Source organism: Mesocryomonas lacus (genome assembly GCF_055730135.2).
In genome coordinates, this window is sequence record NZ_JBUZWE020000005.1 from 167,836 (window position 1) to 186,473 (window position 18,638).

Here is an 18,638-nt window from a genome sequence, read left to right on the forward strand (position 1 = left end):
AGACTCGCCGCACCGGAGACTGACGATGTCACAGACCGTCCTGAAAACCCCCGCCACCCTCCACGTCATTGCAAAACCGGCGGGGATCGCGCCGGTGGTGCCGCTGCGGCCGCGCGGCGAGACGCCGGCAGCGCGCCTCGGCCGCATCGGCAGAAGCATCGCCAGCAACACGCTGCCGCCGCTGGTGACGCTCGTCCTCCTCCTGGCGCTCTGGGAAGCGCTCTGCTCGGGCGCCGGGGCTCGGCTGCCGCCGCCGAGCCAAGTGGTCAAGGATACCTGGGAACTGATCGCGAACCCCTTCTACGTCAACGGCGGCAACGACGTCGGCCTCGGCTGGCAGATCTGGGCGAGCCTCCAGCGGGTCGCGCTCGGCTATGCCTTCGCCGTCGTCGCCGGCATCTCGCTCGGCGTCCTCGTCGGCCAGTCGAACCTTGCGATGCGCGGTCTCGACCCGATCTTCCAGGTGCTGCGCACCGTGCCGCCGCTGGCCTGGTTGCCGCTCTCGCTCGCCGCCTTCCAGGACGGCCAGCCCTCGGCGATCTTCGTCATCTTCGTCACCGCCGTCTGGCCGATCATCATCAACACCGCGGTGGGCGTGCGCAACATCCCGGACGACTATCGCAACGTCGCCAAGGTGCTGCGGCTGAACGGCTTCGAGTTCTTCTGGAAGATCATGATCCCGGCCGCCGCCCCCTACATCTTCACCGGCCTCAGGATCGGCGTCGGCCTGTCCTGGCTCGCCATCGTGGCGGCCGAGATGCTGATCGGCGGCGTCGGCATCGGCTTCTTCATCTGGGACGCGTGGAACTCCTCGCTGATCAGCGACATCATCCTGGCCCTCGTCTACGTCGGCATCGTCGGCTTCGTGCTCGACCGGATCGTCGCCTCGATCGGTAAGGCTGTCACCCGCGGCACCTCGGCCACATGAGCGGCCACCTGACTGGATCGGAGATCAAGACGATGAGCACCAAACCCTTCCTGTCCATCGAGGGCGTCACCAAACAGTTCGCCCGCGGCGGCGCGGTCACCGAAGTCCTCCTCGACATCGACCTGACAGTCGCCAAGGGCGAGTACATCTCGATCATCGGCCATTCCGGCTGCGGCAAGTCCACGCTCCTTAACATCGTGGCGGGGCTGACGGACGCGACGCGCGGCGTCGTGCTGCTTGAGGACAAGGTCGTCGACGCGCCCGGCCCCGACCGGGGCGTCGTCTTCCAGAACCATTCGCTGCTGCCCTGGCTCACCGTCTACGAGAACGTCGCGCTGGCGGTCGACAAGGTGTTCGGCCGCACGAAGAGCCGCGCGGAACGGCGCGAATGGGTGATGCGCAATCTCGAGCTCGTTCACATGGGCCATGCCCGCGACAAGCGCCCGTCCGAGATCTCCGGCGGCATGAAGCAGCGCGTCGGCATTGCCCGCGCGCTCGCGATGGAGCCGAAGATCCTGCTCCTCGACGAGCCTTTCGGTGCCCTCGACGCCCTGACGCGGGCCCATCTCCAGGATCAGGTCATGGCGATCCAGGCCAATCTCGGCACCACGGTGATGATGATCACACACGACGTCGACGAGGCGGTGCTGCTGTCGGACCGCATCGTCATGCTGACCAACGGCCCTTCGGCGCGGATCGGCGAGATCCTCGACGTGCCGCTCGCCCGTCCGCGGCGGCGGCTCGAGCTCGCCGCCGACCCCGCCTACATCCGCTGCCGCACCGCGGTGCTGAAATTCCTCTACGAGCGCAACCGCTTCGTGGAGGCGGCATGACCGCGGCCTGCATCCCCGGAGAGGTCCCCTCCATGCCCCAGCGACTGGTGATCATCGGCAACGGCATGGCGCCCGGCCGGGCGCTTGAGCACCTCTTCGAGAAGAGCCCCGGCCGCTACGCCGTGACGGTCTTCAACGCCGAGCCGCGCGTGAACTATAACCGGCTGATGCTGTCGCCGGTCCTGTCGGGCGAGAAGCGCTACGAGGACATCATCACCCATGACGATGCCTGGTATGCTGCGAACGGCGTGACGCTGCACAAGGGCAAGCGCATTGAAGCGATCGACCGCGCTGCCCGCACGGTCACCGCCGCAGACGGCACGGTGGCGGACTACGACCGGTTGATCATAGCGACCGGGTCGACGCCCTTCATCGTGCCGGTGCCCGGGCACGACTTGCCCGGCGTCCTCGCCTATCGCGATCTCGACGATGTCGAGAAGATGTGGGACGCCGCGCGCCGCGGAGGGCGGGCCGTCGTCATCGGCGGCGGGCTGCTCGGACTGGAAGCCGCCGCCGGTCTGAAGGCGAAGGGGATGGACGTCACCGTCCTCCACATCATGCCGACGCTGATGGAGCGCCAGCTCGACCCGGCGGCCGGCTGGCTGCTCGAGCGCTCGCTCAAAGAGCGCGGCATCGACATCCTGTGCAAGGCCAACACCAAGGCGATCCTCGGCGACGGCAAGGTCGAGGCCGTGCTGCTCGAAGACGGAACGACGATCGCCTGCACGACGGTGATCATGGCGGTCGGCATCCGGCCATCGACTGCGCTCGCGAAGGCCGCCGGCCTCGAGGTCGCCCGCGGCATCGTCGTCGGCGACGACATGCGCACCTCCGACCCCGACATCTTCGCGCTCGGCGAATGCGCCGAGCACCGCGGCATGGTCTACGGCCTCGTCGCGCCGCTCTACGAGATGGCCGAGGTGGTGGCCTCGCAGCTCGCGGAGAAGGCCGAGGGACAGTATCTCGGCTCGGTCACCGCGACCAAGCTGAAGGTCACCGGCATCGATCTGTTTTCCGCCGGCGATTTCGCCGAGGGCGAGGGGCGCGAGGAGATCGTGCTGCGCGACGCCGCCGCCGGCGTCTACAAGCGACTAGTGCTCCAGGGAGGACGCATTCTCGGCGCCGTCCTCTATGGCGAGACGTCGGACGGCGCTTGGTTCTTCGACCTCGTGAAGAAGAAGAGCGACGTGTCGGCGATGCGCGACACCCTGATCTTCGGCCAGTCCTACCAGGGAGGGTCTCCGCTGGACCCTATGGCGGCCGTTGCAGCCTTGCCGGATGATGCGGAAATCTGCGGCTGCAACGGCGTGTGCAAGGGAAAGATTACGACGGCGATCACCGCCAGGGGCCTGACGACGATCGACGACGTGCGTGCCCATACGAAAGCCTCCTCCTCCTGCGGCTCCTGCACGGGCCTCGTCGAGCAGCTGATGGGACTAACGCTCGGCGCGGCTTTCAATCCCGCGGCGGTGAAGCCGATGTGCGCCTGCACCGATCTCAGCCATGCCGACGTGCGCCGGCTGATCGTCGCCAAGCATCTCGCCTCGATCCCCGAAGTGATGCAGGAGCTGGAGTGGAAAACGTCTTGCGGCTGCTCGAAATGCCGGCCGGCGCTGAACTACTATCTCCTCGCGGAATGGCCAGGCACCTACCAGGACGACAAGCAGTCGCGCTTCATCAACGAGCGCGTCCACGCCAACATCCAGAAGGACGGCACCTATTCCGTCGTGCCGCGGATGTGGGGCGGCATGACGACGTCGCACGAGCTGCGCGCCATCGCCGACGTCGTCGACAAGTTCCAGATCCCGGCGGTGAAATGCACCGGCGGCCAGCGCATCGACATGCTGGGCGTCAAGAAGGAGGACCTTCCGGCCGTCTGGGCCGATCTCAACGCCGCCGGCATGGTCTCGGGCGCCGCCTACGGCAAGGCGCTGCGCACGGTGAAGACCTGCGTCGGGACGGACTGGTGCCGCTTCGGCACGCAGGATTCGACCGGGCTCGGCATCCGCCTGGAGCGCTTCATGTGGGGCTCCTGGACGCCCGCCAAGCTGAAGCTCGCCGTCTCCGGCTGCCCGCGCAACTGCGCCGAGGCGACCTGCAAGGACATCGGCGTGATCTGCGTCGACAGTGGCTACGAGATCCACTTCGCCGGGGCCGCCGGGCTCGACATCAAGCCGACGGAGGTGCTGGGCCATGTCCGCAGCGAGGACGAGGCCCTGGAGGTGATCGTCGCGCTGACCCAGCTCTACCGCGAGCAGGGTCATTACCTCGAGCGGATCTACAAATGGAACAAGCGCGTCGGCATCGACAGCATCCGCGCAGCGGTGATCGACGATCTGGCGAAACGCGCCACGCTGTTCGATCGCTTCGTCCACAGCCAGCAGTTCGTCCAGAAGGACCCCTGGGCCGAGCGCGCCAGCGGGCGGGTGGCGGCGCACGAGTTCCGGCCGATGGCCGATCTCACGGGCTTCGGGGAGGCCGCGGAATGACCGGTGCGCAGTGGTTGGCGATTGGCCATCTCGACGACATCCCCCGCCGCGGCGCCCGCTGCGTCGTCTCGCCGCTCGGCCGCATCGCCGTCTTCCGCACCGCCGACGACCAGGTCTTCGCCACCGAGGATCGGTGCCCCCACCGGGGCGGCCCCTTGAGCCAGGGCATTGTCCACGGCAGCTCGGTCTCCTGTCCGCTGCACAATCAGGTCATCGCGCTCGACAGCGGCCTGGTGCAGGGACCGGACGTCGGCGCCGTGCGGACCTTCCCGGTTCGCCTCGGCGCTGCGGGCGAGCTGGAAATGCTGATCGACCTCGCCCCCGCGCTCGCCGAAGCTGCGGAATAGGCCGGTGGAAGCCGCGCCTGCCGATCTGACGGTCCGCACGACATGCCCTTATTGCGGCGTCGGCTGCGGCGTGCTCGCGACGCCCCGCGCCGACGGCACGGTGACCATCGCGGGCGATCCCGACCATCCCGCCAATTTCGGCAGGCTCTGCTCCAAGGGCTCCGCCCTCGGCCAGACGATCGGGCCGGAACAGCGGCTGCTCCGGCCAAGCATCGGCGGCAAGCCGGTCACCTGGGATCGCGCCCTGGACGTTGTGGCGACGGTCTTCTCCCAGGCCATCGCGGCGCACGGCCCCGACAGCGTCGCCTTCTACGTCTCCGGCCAGCTGCTGACGGAGGACTACTACGTCGCCAACAAGCTGATGAAGGGGTTCATCGGCTCGGCCAACATCGACACCAATTCGCGCCTCTGCATGTCCTCGTCGGTCGCCGGCCACCGACGGGCTTTCGGTGCCGATACGGTGCCGGGATGCTATGCCGACCTCGAGGAAGCGGACCTGCTGGTGCTGGTCGGATCGAACCTTGCCTGGTGTCATCCGGTGCTGTTTCAGCGCGTCATGGCAGCCAAGGCCGCCCGGCCCGCCATGCGGATCGTCGTCGTAGATCCCCGCCGCACCGCGACCGCCGATGCGGCGGACCTCCACCTCCAGATCCGGCCAGACGGCGACACCGCGCTCTTCTGCGCCCTTCTCGCCCATCTCGCCGATACCGGCATGGTCGATGCCGGGTTCGTGTCCGATCACACCAACGGCTTTGACGCAGCATTGGCGGCAGCGAGGTCATCTTCGGACATCGCCAAGGCGACCGGGCTTGCCGCCACCGACATCGCGACGCTGTTCGATCTGTTCGCCCGGACGGAAAAGGTCGTTACCGTCTACAGCCAGGGCGTCAATCAGTCGGCCTCGGGCACCGACAAGGTCAATGCGATCCTCAACTGTCACCTCGCCACGGGGCGGATCGGTCGGCCGGGGATGGGGCCCTTCTCCGTCACCGGACAGCCGAACGCCATGGGCGGACGCGAAGTGGGTGGCCTCGCCAACCAGCTCGCCGCCCATATGGACCTCGAAGACGCCGGGCATCGCAATCTCGTCCAGGACTTCTGGCAGTCCCCCCGGATCGCCGCGACACCGGGGTTCAAGGCGGTGGACCTCTTCGACGCCGTTCGCGACGGAAGGATCAAGGCGCTCTGGATCATCGGCACCAACCCGGTCGACTCCCTACCGGACGCCGACAGCGTGCGGGCTGCCCTCGCCGCTTGCCCCTTCGTCGTCGTGTCGGACATCGTGTCCGATACAGACACCCTGCCGCTTGCCCATATCGTGCTGCCAGCGGCCGGCTGGGGCGAGAAGGACGGCACGGTGACGAACTCCGAACGCCGCATCTCGCGCCAGCGCAGCTTCCTCAACTCGCCGGGGGAAGCGCGGCCCGATTGGCAAATCCTTGCCGAGGTCGGGCGCCGCATGGGCTTCGACGGGGCCTTCGACTGGCTGAGCGTCGGCGAGGTGTTCGACGAGCATGCCCGTTTGTCTGCGATGGAAAACGACGGAGCCCGTGACTTCAACCTTGCCGGCCTCACCTCTTTGACCCCCGACGGATACGACCTGATGTCCCCGGTGCAGTGGCCCGTGCCTGCCAACGATGCCCACGCGCTCGGCGATCAGCCTTCCGATCGTCGCTTCTTCGCCGCAGGGGGCTTTTTCAACCCGGATCGCCGGGCGCGCTTTGTCCCCGTACGCACGACGGCGGAGGTTCCCGCTGATCCGCAACGCCCATTCATCCTCAATTCTGGACGCATCCGCGACCACTGGCACACCATGACCCGCACGGGCCGCTCTCCGCGCCTGTCCGCGCACATCGCGGAGCCCTTCGCAGAGATCCATCCCGATGATGCTCTAGGTCTCGGCATTTTGGGCGCGGAGATCGTGCGACTGGAGACGCGGCAGGGAAGCGGCCTTTTCCGGGCCTGCCTTACAACCCGCCAACGACGGGGTTCCATCTTCGTGCCGATGCACTGGACGGATCAGTTCGCGTCAGCATCTCGGGCGGGTGCGCTGGCTCAGAAACGAACGGATCCGCATTCAGGCCAGCCCGCATTGAAGGCGACTGCGGTCTCGGTACAGCGATTTCCCGTGTCATGGCACGGGTTCGCGGTTGTTCGGCATCGGCCCCGGGTCATTCCGGCCGAGTACTGGGCAATCGCCCGCACCGAAGGAGGCTGGCGACTGGAACTAGCCGGGCTAACCGTTCCCGCGCAATGGTCGACGTTTGCGGCGGACCTCTTCGGCACGGAGAAGGAGGAGCTCGTTTCCTACCGTGACGCGACATGCACGCGCCTTGCCGCCTTCGATGGCGAAGCGCTGGCTGGCGCTCTCTGGATCGCCGCGGCGCCCGTGGCTGTGGCACGTGCCTGGGCTGTCGAGCAACTGACTGCGGCTCATGCGCTCTCGCGACAGCGCGTTCTGGCGGGACGCGGCGGGGCCGACCGACCCGATATCGGTGCCATCGTCTGCGCCTGCTTCGCAGTGGGCTCCGCCGAGATCAGCGGCGCCGTAAGGAATGGCCGATGTCGGACGGTTCCGGACATCGGCAGTCTACTTCAGGCGGGCACGAACTGCGGATCATGCCGTACAGAAATCCAGGGAATTATCGATGGCTGCCTTGTCCGCGACGAAGCCTGACACGAACGATCGCCGCGCCCGAAGCCAACGCATCCAACCGCTGGCGACGTTGCCCGTCTTCTTCGCCTTGACGGGGAAACGGGTCGTCATGACGGGTGGCGGGGCCGCGTCGGCTTGGAAGGCTGAATTGCTTGCGGCGGCTGGGGCTGTCGTCGTTCTGCATGCCCCTGCCGCGGAGCTCGGCGAGGAAATGGCGGCGCTGCTCGCCAACGGTCCCTCCGTTGGCTCGCTCACGCATCTCGATCGTCCTTGGGGCCTCGATTCTTTTGCCAATGCGGCGCTTGCCGTGGGTGATTGCGCCGACCATGCCGAGGCTCAAGCCTTCGCATGTGCCGCGCGCGATGCCGGTGTGCCGTGCAACGTCATCGACAAGCCGATTTTCTGTACCTTTCAATTCGGGACGATCGTCAATCGCTCGCCTGCGGTGATCGGGATCTCGACGGACGGGGCCGCTCCGATCCTCGGACAGGCGATCCGACGCCGCATCGAGACCCTGCTGCCGCCCGCTCTTGCCGATTGGGCCCAACTCGCCGCCACCATCCGCGAAGAGGTGATGGCTCGGCTCGCCCCGGGGCCTCTACGACGCGCGTTCTGGGAGCGTTTCGCGAGCAAGGCATTCACGGTGGCGACGCCGACATGTGAAGATCAGGGCGACATCAAAAGTCTCGTCGACGAAATCGCAAACGCTGAGGACGTTCGAGGTCGTGTGACTTTGGTCGGCGCCGGCCCCGGCGAGGCCGAACTGCTGACGCTGAAAGCTGTGCGCGCTCTCCAGGCGGCGGACGTCATCCTATTCGACGACCTCGTCTCCGACGAGATTCTGGAACTTGCCCGCCGAGAGGCCAAACGCTTGCTGGTCGGCAAGCGCGCCGCGCGCGAGAGCTGCCGCCAGGAGGACATCAACGCGCTGATGATCCAGTTCGCCAAGGCCGGCAAGCATGTGGTGCGGTTGAAGTCCGGTGACGTCTCGGTGTTCGGCCGCTCCGGCGAGGAGATCGAGGCGCTGAAGGCGGAGAACATCCCGGTCCGCATCGTGCCCGGCATCACCGCCGCATCAGCACTCGCCGCCGGCTTCGGCGTCTCGCTCACCCACCGCGACCACGCGAGCCAGGTTCGCTTCGTCACCGGCCATTCGAAGAAGGGCGGCTTGCCCGACACGCTGGACTGGCCGGCGCTTGCCGACGTCCACGCCACCACGATCTTTTACATGGGCGGCCGTATGGCCCCCCTCATTGCATTACGTTTGATGGCACACGGGCTGCCAGGCAACACTCCTGTGGCGGTCGCCGCGAACATCTCCCGCATCGACGAAACACGGGCCGCTGGCACGCTGGAGAACCTTGCCGCCATCGTCAGCCGCATCGGCGTCGACCGTCCGATCCTGATTGGCATCGGTCGCGTATTCTTCGGATGCCTGGAAGGAGAGGACTGCGGACGCACTATGGACGCGACGGACCTCGTCCTTTCGAAGGCGAGTTAGCCGATCCATCACGCTCGCAAACTGCGTTAAGAAACAGCCGCAACGCCACCCTATCAACGGCTCGATCGAGTATCTTGCGCATGGTGGTTCTCCTTGGATGGCCCTTGGGCCATTGGGTGATGACTGTGGGCGGCGACAAACCGCCGGCCGCGTGATCAGTTGAATTTCGCCTGCGAGATCTTGCCGTCGGGACCCGTGAGCTGAACCGCTCCCTTGACCGGACCCTCGGACGGACCCGCCAGCGTCCCCGACAGGAACGGGCCGGCCGGGACGAGCGTGACGCGGGCCGGCTTGCCGCCGACCAGGAGGACCGCGGTCCCCTTGAAGCCGTCGACCGCAACCGGAGCGTCGGCGGCGTCGCTGACGAACACCTTCACCTCGCTTCCCGCGGTGACGAGCTCGACATGGTGGGCGCCGGCATCGACCAGCGTCCCGCCGTTGGGTCCCTTGCGGGGTTCATGGGCCTGAGCGATGCCGGACGCGAGGAGTGCGGCGGCGATGATCAATGTGCGGATGGTCATGGGTTCGGGTCTCCGGTTGAGGTCAGAAGGAATGGGCGGCTGCCGCGCCGGGTGCCGCTTCGGCGGTCCCCGACATGGCCTGACGAGCGGCATCCACGAGGCGCTTCAGCGGCTTCTCGCCGTAACGCAGGAAGAGGACGGGGGTCAGGAAGGTGTCGAGCAGCGTCGAGGAGACGAGGCCGCCGAAAATCGTCACCGCGACCGGGTGGAGAATTTCCTTGCCCGGCGCAGAGGCATCGATCATCAGCGGCACCAGGGCGACACCCGCCGACAGCGCCGTCATGAGGACGGGGGTCAGCCGCTCGAACAGCCTCAGACGCAGCGCGTTGCCGAGCACGAAGACGCTCGACAGCGCCATGGCCCCGCGGCCAGAACCGGCGACAGGAGGATGCCGGTGAACGGATAGAGCGCCGCCGCGGCGACCGGGATCAGGACGACGTTATAGCCGAACGCCCAGAAGAGGTTCTGCCGGATGTTGGCGATGGTCGCCTTGGAGATCGCGATCGCCTCGACGACGTCGATCAGGTTGCTCAACATCAGGACGACGTCCGCACTCTCGATGGCGACGTCGGTCCCGGTACCGACGGCAAGCCCGGTAATGCCAGAAGATTTGATGTCATCGACTGGACTTAGCCCACATCAAGGGATGCTGCCCGTCCGACGGCTCGCAATGGAGTCGTTTCTTCGCCGACGGGGATCGCTTCACGATCGGCAACCTCGAGGTCGAGGTCATGTTGACGCCTGGCCACACGCTGGCTTCGATCGCCTACTGCATCGGCGACGCTGCCTTCGTCCACGACACGCTGTTCATGCCGGACGGCGGAACGGCACGCGCGGACTTCCCGGGCGGTAGCGCCGAAGCGCTGTGGGACAGCATCAGCGTCATCCTTGCCCTGCCCGGAGAAACACGCGTCTTCACCGGGCACGACTACCGGCCAGGCGGACGCAAGCCGCGTTGGGGATCTACGGTTGAAGACTAGCGACGTGCCAATGTCCACATCGTTAAGGCGCCGACGAGGGAAGCCTTCGTGGCGCTTGGAGAGGCGCGCGATCGCGACCTAGCCATGCCGAACCTCATCCTGCATTCTCTCCAGGTGAACATTCGCGGCGGCCGACTGCCTGAAGCCGGAGATGACGGCCGATGCTATTTTAAGATCCCGCCCGACGCCCTTGAAGGCGTCGCGTGGTGAACACCAACAACCGAAGGAGATTGGCATGACCATTCGAAGCGCCAAGGACGTCGTCTTGCAGGCCTCCGCCGGGGTGAAGACGATCGCACCCGGCGACGCCGCCAAGCTCGTCGGGTCGCCCGGCGCGATTTTCGTCGACGTGCGCGAGGCGAACGAACTGGAAAAGACCGGAACCCTGGAGGGCGCCGTCCATGTGCCGCGCGGCCTTCTCGAGTTCCAGGCCGATCCCTCCAGTCCAAGTCACAAGGCCGAACTCGAGCCGGCCAAGCGCCTCGTCCTCTTCTGCGCCTCGGGCGGACGGTCGGCCTTAGCCGCCGCCACGCTCCAATCCATGGGCTTCACAGACGTCGTCTCGGTGGAGGGTGGATTTCCCGCGCTTAAGGAGGCTGGCGCGCCGACAATTCGCTGAACGGAGTGCACAGACGCGTCCACGAGGGACATGATTTGGATCCAGAACCGTTTCGTTTCTTGGAGACATCGATCGAGCGAACCGCCGCCCATATCATCCTCGCGGGGCGATGGTTTGCCGCCGGCATCCTGGACGGGCGGCTGCCCAACGACTCTTAAAGCAGGCAGTTCGCAGGAAACGAGAGCCAAACAGGCATTTTTGCCAGAGGCAGCAATCGTAAACCCAGAGCTTGGGCCGTCACCTGAGCAGGACCTTGTCGGCGTGGACGGGCGTACCCTTCGTCCCGGTCATGTCGGCCGACTGGATCCGCATGCCGGAGAAGTCGGCCCCTGCCACGTTGGCTCCTGTGAACTTCGCTCCCTGCGCCTCCACGCTGCTCATGTCCGCTCCCTCGAAGGAGACATCGGTAAAGTCTGCGAACTTCGCCTGCGCGCGGGACAGGTTCGCCGCCTTCAGGTTCGCGCCCCGCAGCTTCGCAGAGTTCAGGATTCCCCGCATCATGCCCATCGACTGGTTCTTCATGTCGGCCGAGAGGTTTGCCCCTTCCATGTTCGCCTTCACCATCGATGCCCGTGAGAAGTCCGCAGTCAAACGTCCGCCCGACAGGTCGGCATCGTCGAAGTCGGCATCCATCATCTGTGCCTGGAAGAGGCTCGCCTTCTTCAAGCTCGCGTTGGTGAAGTCCGCCTTGAGCGCCCAGGCTTGGTCCAGGATGGCCCCATCGAGCTTCGCGCCGACGAACTTCGTGCCGTTCAGGTACGCGGACCTCAGCGTCGCGCCGCTGAAGTCGAGACCGGACAGGTCGAGCCCGTTGAGGGACTTCAAGGTGAAGTTGGCGGGAGCGGAAGGGGTTGCCCGTGCTAGCACGTCTTCAACGTCTGCCCGGGTAATGGTGGCCTGCGTCATCTTTGCGGACTTCATGTCCAGTCCGGCCATCTGGGCCATTCCCGCGCTCGGTCCATGACAAAGAATGGTGACGGCGAGCGTTGCGACAACGGTCAGCCTGGATCGGTCTTGCATGTTCTCTCCCGGGAAGTCGTTGCTTCCATTGTGCAAGCCGTCGGCTCATCCGCGGACTGCTTTTCCTTGAACTCGTCGGACGCCGAGCCTGTCGATGGTCGGTTTCTGTGCCCCGCAGGTGGGGCACCACGGCGCGGAGATGTCGACGGCGATCGCCCGGCCCGCAGCCTCGGCCACGTCGAAGCCAGCGCGGTCGAAGGACTTCATTTCCGCCGCGAAGGCTGCGCCACTCATCGCGGCGAGGCCAGGCCCGACGAAGGCAAGTCTGAACTTCAGGGTCGTCACGGCATCCTTCGGTGCGGTCTCCCAGCAGGCTTGCGCTCCCGTCATTGAGGACGCAACGATCTCGCGGCGTGCTCCGCTTTTTGTGCGTTTGTCTCGGCGCCTACATCCGTCCGTCCTGTGCCCGCAGCTCTCGAAGGAGATTCAGTACATGAACTCCCGTCAAGCGTCGCCCAACTCCATCCCTTGGCCGCCGCTGATCCTCGGCGCGAGCGCCATGGTCAGTTTAGGCCTCAATGCCTGGTTCCCCGCTGGCCTTGGAGGCCAGCTCCCGGTCCGCGTGGCGGGCATTGTCCTTGTCGCGTGCGGGCTGCTCCTTGATGTGCTCGCGATGGCGTCCATGCACCGTTCCGGGACGAACATCCTGCCGCACCGCCCGGCGGGCACGCTCCTGACCGACGGCGTCTTCGCCTGGTCGCGCAACCCGATCTACCTTGGCAACGCCCTGTTGCTGACGGGCATTGGGTTGGCCGCGGACATCGCCTGGTTCCTTCCAGCCGCGGCTGTTGCGATAGCACTTACGGACCGTCTCGCTGTGCGGCGGGAAGAGGTTCATCTCGCTGCCAAGTTCGGAACGGCCTACCGCGATTATGAGAGTTCGACACGGCGATGGTTCGGCCGAAAACTCTAATCGACCCGTGACCGATCGCATCAAAGGGATGTGGCAACTCTAATTCGACTGGGTTGACCAAAACCATTTCATGTAACATGGTATGATACATGAAACGAGACAGCCGACTATCGGGCGTCCTGCACGTCCTCCTCCACATGGCCGAGACCGACGGTCCGGTAACATCAGAACACCTGTCGAAGGCGATGCAGACAAACCCGGTCGTGATCCGTCGGATCATGGCGGGACTGCGCGACGACGGTCTCGTGCGGTCCGAAAAGGGGCACGGCGGCGGCTGGACCATCGCGCGCAACCTCTCGACCGTAACGCTACGCGACGTCTACGCGGCTCTCGGGTCACCCAGCCTGTTCGCTATGAGCAACCGTACGGACGCGCCCGGCTGCCTCGTCGAGGAAGCTGTCAACGCGGCGTTGGACGACACGTTCGCCGCAGCCGAGTCCTTGCTGCTCGAACGTTTCGGCGCGGTGACGCTGGCCGCGCTCCATGCCGATTTCCATGCCCGGCTGAAACGGCGGGCCAGCCAATGCGACTTCGAGGGAGAACCCCATGCGGCATGACGCGATCGTCATCGGCGGCAGCTTTGCCGGCCTGTCGGCGGCCACCTACATCGCCCGCGGCCGCCGGCGGGTTGCGGTGATCGACGCCGGGTCCCCGCGCAACCGCTTTGCGGCACACTCCCACGGCTTCCTCGCGCAGGACGGCGCGGATCCTCGGGCCATCCTGTCGACCGGGCGGCGGCAACTGACCGGCTACGCGGAAGCCTCGTTCGTCGAGGCAACCGCCATGGACGCTTGGGCGACCGACGGCGGCTTCGCGGTCTCCCTCGACAACGGCGACACTATCGAGGCCACAAAGCTGGTCCTCGCCTTCGGCGTCAGCGACACGCTGCCGGACGTCCCGGGGCTGCGCTCGCGGTGGGGCCGCGACGTGCTCCACTGCCCCTACTGCCATGGCTACGAGTTCGCGGGCCGGAGCCTTGGCGTTCTTCACACGGCACCACATTCCGCCCATCAGGCGATGCTGATCGCGGAATGGGGCCCGACGACCCTGTTCCTCGACGGCGCGGACATGCCGGACGCGGCGACCTGCGAGGCGCTCGCCGGGCGCGGCGTCGCGATTGAGGAAAGTCCCGTGAAATCTCTGGACGGCGGCGACGGGCGGCCTCTCGACGTGCTGCTCGACGACGGTCGGAAGGCCCTCGTCGGCGCGCTCTTCATCGCCGCCCCGACCCGGTTGAACAGCAACCTCGCCGAGCGGCTGGGATGTACCGTCGACGATGGACCGCTCGGGCCGATCATCAGGACTGATGCCGAGAGGATGACGACCGTGCCTGGTTTTTACGCCGCGGGTGACATCGCCCGCGCGCCTCATACAGTGACCTGGGCGGCCAGCGACGGCGTCACCGCCGGACTTTCGGTCCACCGGTCCCTCGTGTTTGGCTGAGGACGTCACCGCCGCGGACGAGGTCGACACCGAAAGTTTTGGAACGGCGCCTCGACCATAACCGTGTGGCCTCGGAAGCGACCGACGTCGACGACACCCTGTTTGGAGCGTGGGCGCGAAGGCCTTCGTGAGGAATGCCGTTTGTCCACCCCACCACCGCCGACCGATCCACCTACGATCATCCCGAACATGTTGGAGTTGCTGCTTGTCGTCTTTCTCCGATCCTGAAGCGGTGGCCCGATACGCTGATGGTCCGGTTCGAATGGTGCCTGGCTTTCACCATATGCAGCGTATGGCCGCGCTGCTGCTGGCGGAGCGCGTTCCAAACGACGGTCGCGTGCTGGTTCTGGGAGCGGGCGGCGGCTTGGAACTGACAGTGTTCGCCGAACACCGTTCAGGTTGGCGGTTCGACGGAGTGGACCCGTCGGCAGAGATGCTGGAGCTTGCGGCACGCACGCTCGGGCCGCTCGCCTCGCGCGTCGGCTTCCACAAGGGCACGATCGACATCGCACCCGAAGGACCTATCGACGGCGCAACGTGCTTGCTGACGCTTCACTTCCTGCCGCGGGACGAGCGCCTGCGCACATTGGTCGAGGTCCGGCGGCGACTGGCGCCCGGCGCGCCCTTGGTCGTCGCGCACCACAGCTTCCCGCAGGAACCTACGGAGAAGTCGCTATGGCTGGATCGCTTCGCAGCGTTCGCCACGGCGCCGGGCATGTCCGCTTCACAGATGCGCGTCGCGGCCCTTGCGATCGGCGAGCGCCTGCCAACAATGTCTCCCGAAGAGGACGAGGCTCTGCTCCAGGAGGCAGGGTTCGGCGGGGTCGCCTTGTTCTATGCCGCATTTACGTTCAGGGGCTGGGTGGGATACGCCTGACCGATAGGACACGTAGATGCCTTGCCCGAGGCCTCGCCTCGCCCTTCGAAGCGGGATAGGCAGCAGAAGCATCGAACGATTTGGCCGCCATCGACCCGTTGCTGACACCACGCTGTTGATCTCTTAGATCCATTTTATGGTATTAGGATTAGGCAAGCGGAAGGATGGAAGCGAGGCCCAAATACATCGAACAGGGGATGCAGAATGGCTGGCGAGCAGATTATTGTGGAGGCCGAGGTGTCCGCATCGGTCACGGAAGCATGGGATGCCTACACTTCGCCCGACCGGATCACACAGTGGAACTTTGCGTCTGACGACTGGCATTGCCCAGCTGCCAGCGTTGACCTTCGCGAAGGGGGGCGATTCAGCTCTCGTATGGAAGCAAAGGACGGCGGCACCGGCTTCGACTTTGCAGGCACGTATACGAAGCTCATCCCGAACAAGCGGATTGAGTATGAGTTTGGCGGTCGTCAGGTAACCGTTAGCTTCAAGCCTCATGGCGACTACACGCATGTACAGGTGGCGTTCGACGCAGAAACCGAGCATTCCGTCGACCAGCAGCGCAGCGGCTGGCAGGCCATTCTCGACAACTTCGCTAAGCACGTGAGTGCCACTCCAGCTCGTACATAGCTGACGCGAGGTGGTTGGTGCCGCAACGACCGCTTTCCCCCGGGCCAGCCATTCGCTTCCCGCTCAGCTCGAGGCCGCCTGCTGAATTGGTAGCCTTTGCTACCGAATGCCGAAAAGACACATGTCCTGGTGGAGCACGGCTTCGGAAGTGCGGCAACGTTAGTCTCCGTGTGCGGTTGTAGCCCGGCCGAAGGCATGGGAGAGCGTATGGCATACTGGTAGAACGCGGCAGGATCGGATCAACGGACCTACGCCGACCGCTTCATCCGTCACGGCAATGCTTACAGATGCGACCCGGCGACGGGTACGTTCCCAGCCATTCCAACTGCCTATCGCAACATCCGTGATCCAAGGACGAGATACCCTCTCGATCCAGACAACACAGATGGTGCCCTCGCCGTCTTTCAAATGCTGATCCCGAACTGATCCACCGCGGCTGCGGGGCTGGTCAATCAAGAACCTCTAAGCGGAATGGAATAGCGTCAGTTACCGCGCTCTGAACGTATACTGAACCCTCAGCACATCGCGGATGGCGCGGCTTGGCGCTTAGGTTCAGTGACCCGCCGCCCAGCGCTGCCATGATCGCGAGGTTGAACGCAGCGCGCTCCCCCTTGGTCAGGCCCGCCGCCTTCATCCCGGCCGCAACGCGCCGTTTGAGCTTCGGTCCGGAGAAGAAGGCGTATGCGGGCACGCCAAGGCTCGCCACGGCTTGCCCGTCGATGTTCGCGGCCGTGATGTCGAGGGCCGCGCACTCCGCCAACTTCTCGACGGACGCCTTCCTTTTCAGGGAGCCGTAGCAAGCCTCGACCGCCTCGGCAGCAGTACCAATCCCGCCCCCTTCTTAGATGCCGCGGAAGGCGGTCGCACTCCCGAAGTGCGATTTCAGTGGCTTGTGGCGGAGATCGGCAAGTGGTCCCACTCCATCCCCCAATCGCTCCATCATCTGCCAGCGATCACACTTGTTGGCTTCGTCGACCGCAACTCGCTGGCCGCCTCAGGTTTAAAACTCCTCCCAACTGCTCTCGGCGGCGGGTGCTGCGCTTACCCCTCCGCTGCCGGCGACTTTCAACATCGGCACCGACCTTGCCGGGGGGGCGGGTTTGCGGGCGGGGCCGCTGGCCGCGGGCCGCGCGGCCGTGTGGGCGGAGCCGCTGGTCTGGAAGCGCATCATCAACTGGCTGAGCTGCTCGGTTTCGGTTCGCAAGCTCTGGGCGGCCGCGGTCGTCTGCTCGACCATGGCCGCGTTTTGCTGGGTGACCTTGTCCATCTGGTCGGCGGCACCCGAAACCTCGCGCAGCGTCGTCGCTTGCTGTCCGGCATTGCGGGCGATGTCGCCGATGAGATCGCCCATCAGCCGCACGGTGGTGACGATTTCCTCGAGGCTCTTGCCCGAAGCGGTGACGAGCTGGACGCCGTTGTCGACCTCGCGCGAGGAAACCGAGATCAGGTTCTTGATCTCCTGGCAGCCTCGGCCGACCGCTGGGCAAGGCCACGCACCTCCTGGGCGACGACGGCAAATCCCCTGCCCGCCTCGCCCGCCCGCGCCGCCTCGACGCCAGCGTTCAACGCGAGGAGATTGGTCTGGAAGGCGATCTCGTCGATCACGCCGATGATGTTGCCGATCTTCTGCGACGATTCCTCGATCTGGTTCATCGCGACGACCGCCTTAGAGACGATCGCACCGCCATTCTCGGCATTGGCGAGCGCGCTGGTCGCCGCGGTATTGGCTCTGTTGGCGTCGGCGGCCGTGCTGTTGATGCCCCTCGTCACTTCCGACAGCGAGGCGACCGTCTCCTCCAGCGTCGCGGCCTGCTGCTCGGTCCTCTGGGAGAGGTCGGAGGCGGCGACCCCAATCTCCTTCATGCCCTCGCCGATCGTGCCCGATGCATGCTTGACCAGGCTCATTGCCGTTTCGAGCCCTTCCAACGCCTTATTGAAGTCGATGCGCAGCTTGTCGAGTTCGGGGGTCAGCGGCGTGTGGATGCGACGGCCAAGCTCGCCCTCGGCCAAGGCGCTGAGGGCGCTGGCGATCTCGGTGACGGCATCGACGCGCTGCGTGACGTCAATAGCGAACTTGACGACCTTGGTGACCTTGCCATGCGCGTCGATGATCGGATTGTAGGCGCCTTGGATCCAGACGACCTTGCCGCTCTTGGAAACGCGGTGAAACTCGTCGGCCTGGTATTTTCCCTCCCGCAGCTGGTTCCAGAAGTTGCGGTATTCCGAGCTCTCGCGGTAGGCGCTGTCGACGAAGATCGAGTGGTTCTTGCCGACGATCTCACCGAGCTCTTAGCCCATGACCTTCAGAAAGTTGGCGTTGGCGTGCGTGATGGTTCCATCGACCTTGAACTCGATCACCGCCTGCGACCGCGACATCGCCTGGATCTGTCCGGAAAAGTCGAGGTTGAGGAGGCGCTCCTTCGCATCCGCCCATTCGACAACGAAGCCGGCGGTCTTGCCACCCTCACGCAAGGGCGCGACGAGGAGGTCGAACACATGGCCGCCGACCCTGATGGTGGCATTGTGCGGCTTTTCGAGCGTAGCCAACATATTGCGTTGATGGCCGGGATTTTTGTGGAAGACGTCGATATTGCTGCCGATCAGGGTGGCGACGCTGAATTTAGGCAGGTCCGTCCTGATCTCGCTTTCAGACGACTTCAGCATCTCATGCAGCGACGGGTTGATGTAGGTGATCCGCAGATCCTTGTCTGCCAGCATGATGTTGGTGCGCAAGGCTTCGATCGCCGCGATCTTATGCGACGTCAGCTTGCTGTGGAACGGCGAATGAAACATAGCGCGGCCTCGAACCATATATCTGAGGGCAAATTCTAGCAGAATACAAGAAGATAGGTTCTCGACTTCAGCTAAACTATCATTATAA

The 18,638-nt window shown here is 65.3% G+C and carries 15 protein-coding genes and 3 pseudogenes; 13 read left to right on the forward strand and 5 right to left on the reverse strand.

What is annotated here, in order from left to right; translation table 11 throughout:
- Positions 1-25: 25 nt before the first annotated feature.
- The 6 genes from ntrB to cysG are packed head-to-tail and all read left to right on the forward strand — an operon-like array spanning position 26 to position 8,754.
- Entirely contained in the window at positions 26-928 is a 903-nt protein-coding gene (gene ntrB / locus ACZLZY_RS09970; protein WP_472933391.1) for a nitrate ABC transporter permease, read from the forward strand.
- 32 nt (positions 929-960) lie between these two features.
- A complete protein-coding gene (locus tag ACZLZY_RS09975) occupies positions 961-1,761 on the forward strand; it encodes an ABC transporter ATP-binding protein (protein WP_472933392.1) in 801 nt (266 codons plus the stop codon).
- 32 nt (positions 1,762-1,793) lie between these two features.
- Positions 1,794-4,250 (forward strand): nitrite reductase large subunit NirB, encoded by a 2,457-nt coding sequence (nirB, locus tag ACZLZY_RS09980; RefSeq protein WP_472933393.1) that lies wholly within the window; start codon positions 1,794-1,796, stop codon positions 4,248-4,250.
- A complete protein-coding gene (nirD, locus tag ACZLZY_RS09985; RefSeq protein ID WP_472933394.1) occupies positions 4,247-4,597 on the forward strand; it encodes a nitrite reductase small subunit NirD in 351 nt (116 codons plus the stop codon). The genes nirB and nirD overlap by 4 nt, the downstream gene beginning before the upstream one ends.
- Before the next feature lie 4 nt (positions 4,598-4,601).
- On the forward strand, positions 4,602-7,274 hold the full coding sequence (locus tag ACZLZY_RS09990) for a molybdopterin-dependent oxidoreductase (RefSeq protein WP_472933395.1): 2,673 nt from the start codon (positions 4,602-4,604) through the stop codon (positions 7,272-7,274).
- Entirely contained in the window at positions 7,246-8,754 is a 1,509-nt protein-coding gene (cysG, locus tag ACZLZY_RS09995; protein ID WP_472933560.1) for a siroheme synthase CysG, read from the forward strand. Before ACZLZY_RS09990 ends, cysG begins: the two co-directional genes overlap by 29 nt.
- A gap of 155 nt (positions 8,755-8,909) precedes the next feature.
- Here cysG and ACZLZY_RS10000 read toward each other — a convergent pair whose 3' ends face one another.
- Positions 8,910-9,275, reverse strand: coding sequence for a hypothetical protein (locus tag ACZLZY_RS10000; protein ID WP_472933396.1), 366 nt, complete (start codon positions 9,273-9,275; stop codon positions 8,910-8,912).
- A gap of 22 nt (positions 9,276-9,297) precedes the next feature.
- Positions 9,298-9,869, reverse strand: a pseudogene (locus tag ACZLZY_RS10005) (efflux RND transporter permease subunit); the annotation flags it as partial.
- A gap of 62 nt (positions 9,870-9,931) precedes the next feature.
- On the opposite strand from ACZLZY_RS10005, the pseudogene ACZLZY_RS10010 reads away from it, so the two are divergent.
- Together ACZLZY_RS10010 and ACZLZY_RS10015 are read left to right on the forward strand one after the other, a co-directional pair.
- A pseudogene (locus tag ACZLZY_RS10010) lies at positions 9,932-10,465 on the forward strand (MBL fold metallo-hydrolase); the annotation flags it as partial.
- A gap of 25 nt (positions 10,466-10,490) precedes the next feature.
- Positions 10,491-10,874 (forward strand): rhodanese-like domain-containing protein, encoded by a 384-nt coding sequence (locus ACZLZY_RS10015; protein ID WP_472933397.1) that lies wholly within the window; start codon positions 10,491-10,493, stop codon positions 10,872-10,874.
- Between the two features lie 237 nt (positions 10,875-11,111).
- On the opposite strand, the gene ACZLZY_RS10020 is transcribed toward ACZLZY_RS10015, so the two are convergent.
- Positions 11,112-11,810 (reverse strand): pentapeptide repeat-containing protein, encoded by a 699-nt coding sequence (locus tag ACZLZY_RS10020; protein WP_496253578.1) that lies wholly within the window; start codon positions 11,808-11,810, stop codon positions 11,112-11,114.
- Positions 11,811-12,033: 223 nt separating this feature from the next.
- On the opposite strand from ACZLZY_RS10020, the gene ACZLZY_RS10025 reads away from it, so the two are divergent.
- The 5 genes from ACZLZY_RS10025 to ACZLZY_RS10045 all read left to right on the forward strand — a co-directional run bounded on the left by ACZLZY_RS10025 (position 12,034) and on the right by ACZLZY_RS10045 (position 15,757).
- The gene (locus ACZLZY_RS10025) at positions 12,034-12,807 is read left to right on the forward strand and encodes a methyltransferase family protein (RefSeq protein WP_472933400.1); all 774 of its coding nucleotides are present in this window, start codon (positions 12,034-12,036) and stop codon (positions 12,805-12,807) included.
- Between the two features lie 89 nt (positions 12,808-12,896).
- Entirely contained in the window at positions 12,897-13,364 is a 468-nt protein-coding gene (locus tag ACZLZY_RS10030; protein WP_472933401.1) for an Rrf2 family transcriptional regulator, read from the forward strand.
- Positions 13,354-14,250, forward strand: coding sequence for an NAD(P)/FAD-dependent oxidoreductase (locus tag ACZLZY_RS10035; protein WP_472933402.1), 897 nt, complete (start codon positions 13,354-13,356; stop codon positions 14,248-14,250). Before ACZLZY_RS10030 ends, ACZLZY_RS10035 begins: the two co-directional genes overlap by 11 nt.
- Before the next feature lie 205 nt (positions 14,251-14,455).
- Complete coding sequence (locus ACZLZY_RS10040; protein WP_472933403.1) at positions 14,456-15,127, forward strand: class I SAM-dependent methyltransferase; 672 nt, start codon at positions 14,456-14,458, stop codon at positions 15,125-15,127.
- 204 nt (positions 15,128-15,331) lie between these two features.
- Complete coding sequence (locus tag ACZLZY_RS10045) at positions 15,332-15,757, forward strand: SRPBCC family protein (RefSeq protein ID WP_472933405.1); 426 nt, start codon at positions 15,332-15,334, stop codon at positions 15,755-15,757.
- A gap of 448 nt (positions 15,758-16,205) precedes the next feature.
- On the opposite strand, the gene ACZLZY_RS10050 is transcribed toward ACZLZY_RS10045, so the two are convergent.
- A complete protein-coding gene (locus ACZLZY_RS10050) occupies positions 16,206-16,517 on the reverse strand; it encodes a hypothetical protein (RefSeq protein ID WP_472933406.1) in 312 nt (103 codons plus the stop codon).
- Between the two features lie 240 nt (positions 16,518-16,757).
- Positions 16,758-18,550 (reverse strand): annotated as a pseudogene (locus ACZLZY_RS10055) (methyl-accepting chemotaxis protein).
- Positions 18,551-18,638 lie beyond the last annotated feature (88 nt).

Bases quoted from the DNA above. Each gene is read 5' to 3' on its own strand.
- ACZLZY_RS09975 (WP_472933392.1), top strand. From the start codon at position 961: ATGAGCACCAAACCCTTCCTGTCCATCGAGGGCGTCACCAAACAGTTC.
- nirB (WP_472933393.1), top strand. From the start codon at position 1,794: ATGCCCCAGCGACTGGTGATCATCGGCAACGGCATGGCGCCCGGCCGG.
- cysG (WP_472933560.1), top strand. From the start codon at position 7,246: ATGGCTGCCTTGTCCGCGACGAAGCCTGACACGAACGATCGCCGCGCC.
- ACZLZY_RS10045 (WP_472933405.1), top strand. From the start codon at position 15,332: ATGGCTGGCGAGCAGATTATTGTGGAGGCCGAGGTGTCCGCATCGGTC.
- ACZLZY_RS10030 (WP_472933401.1), top strand. From the start codon at position 12,897: ATGAAACGAGACAGCCGACTATCGGGCGTCCTGCACGTCCTCCTCCAC.
- ACZLZY_RS10035 (WP_472933402.1), top strand. From the start codon at position 13,354: ATGCGGCATGACGCGATCGTCATCGGCGGCAGCTTTGCCGGCCTGTCG.
- ACZLZY_RS10020 (WP_496253578.1), bottom strand. From the start codon at position 11,810: ATGGCCGGACTGGACATGAAGTCCGCAAAGATGACGCAGGCCACCATT.
- nirD (WP_472933394.1), top strand. From the start codon at position 4,247: ATGACCGGTGCGCAGTGGTTGGCGATTGGCCATCTCGACGACATCCCC.
- ACZLZY_RS10015 (WP_472933397.1), top strand. From the start codon at position 10,491: ATGACCATTCGAAGCGCCAAGGACGTCGTCTTGCAGGCCTCCGCCGGG.
- ACZLZY_RS10025 (WP_472933400.1), top strand. From the start codon at position 12,034: ATGTCGACGGCGATCGCCCGGCCCGCAGCCTCGGCCACGTCGAAGCCA.
- ntrB (WP_472933391.1), top strand. From the start codon at position 26: ATGTCACAGACCGTCCTGAAAACCCCCGCCACCCTCCACGTCATTGCA.
- ACZLZY_RS10000 (WP_472933396.1), bottom strand. From the start codon at position 9,275: ATGACCATCCGCACATTGATCATCGCCGCCGCACTCCTCGCGTCCGGC.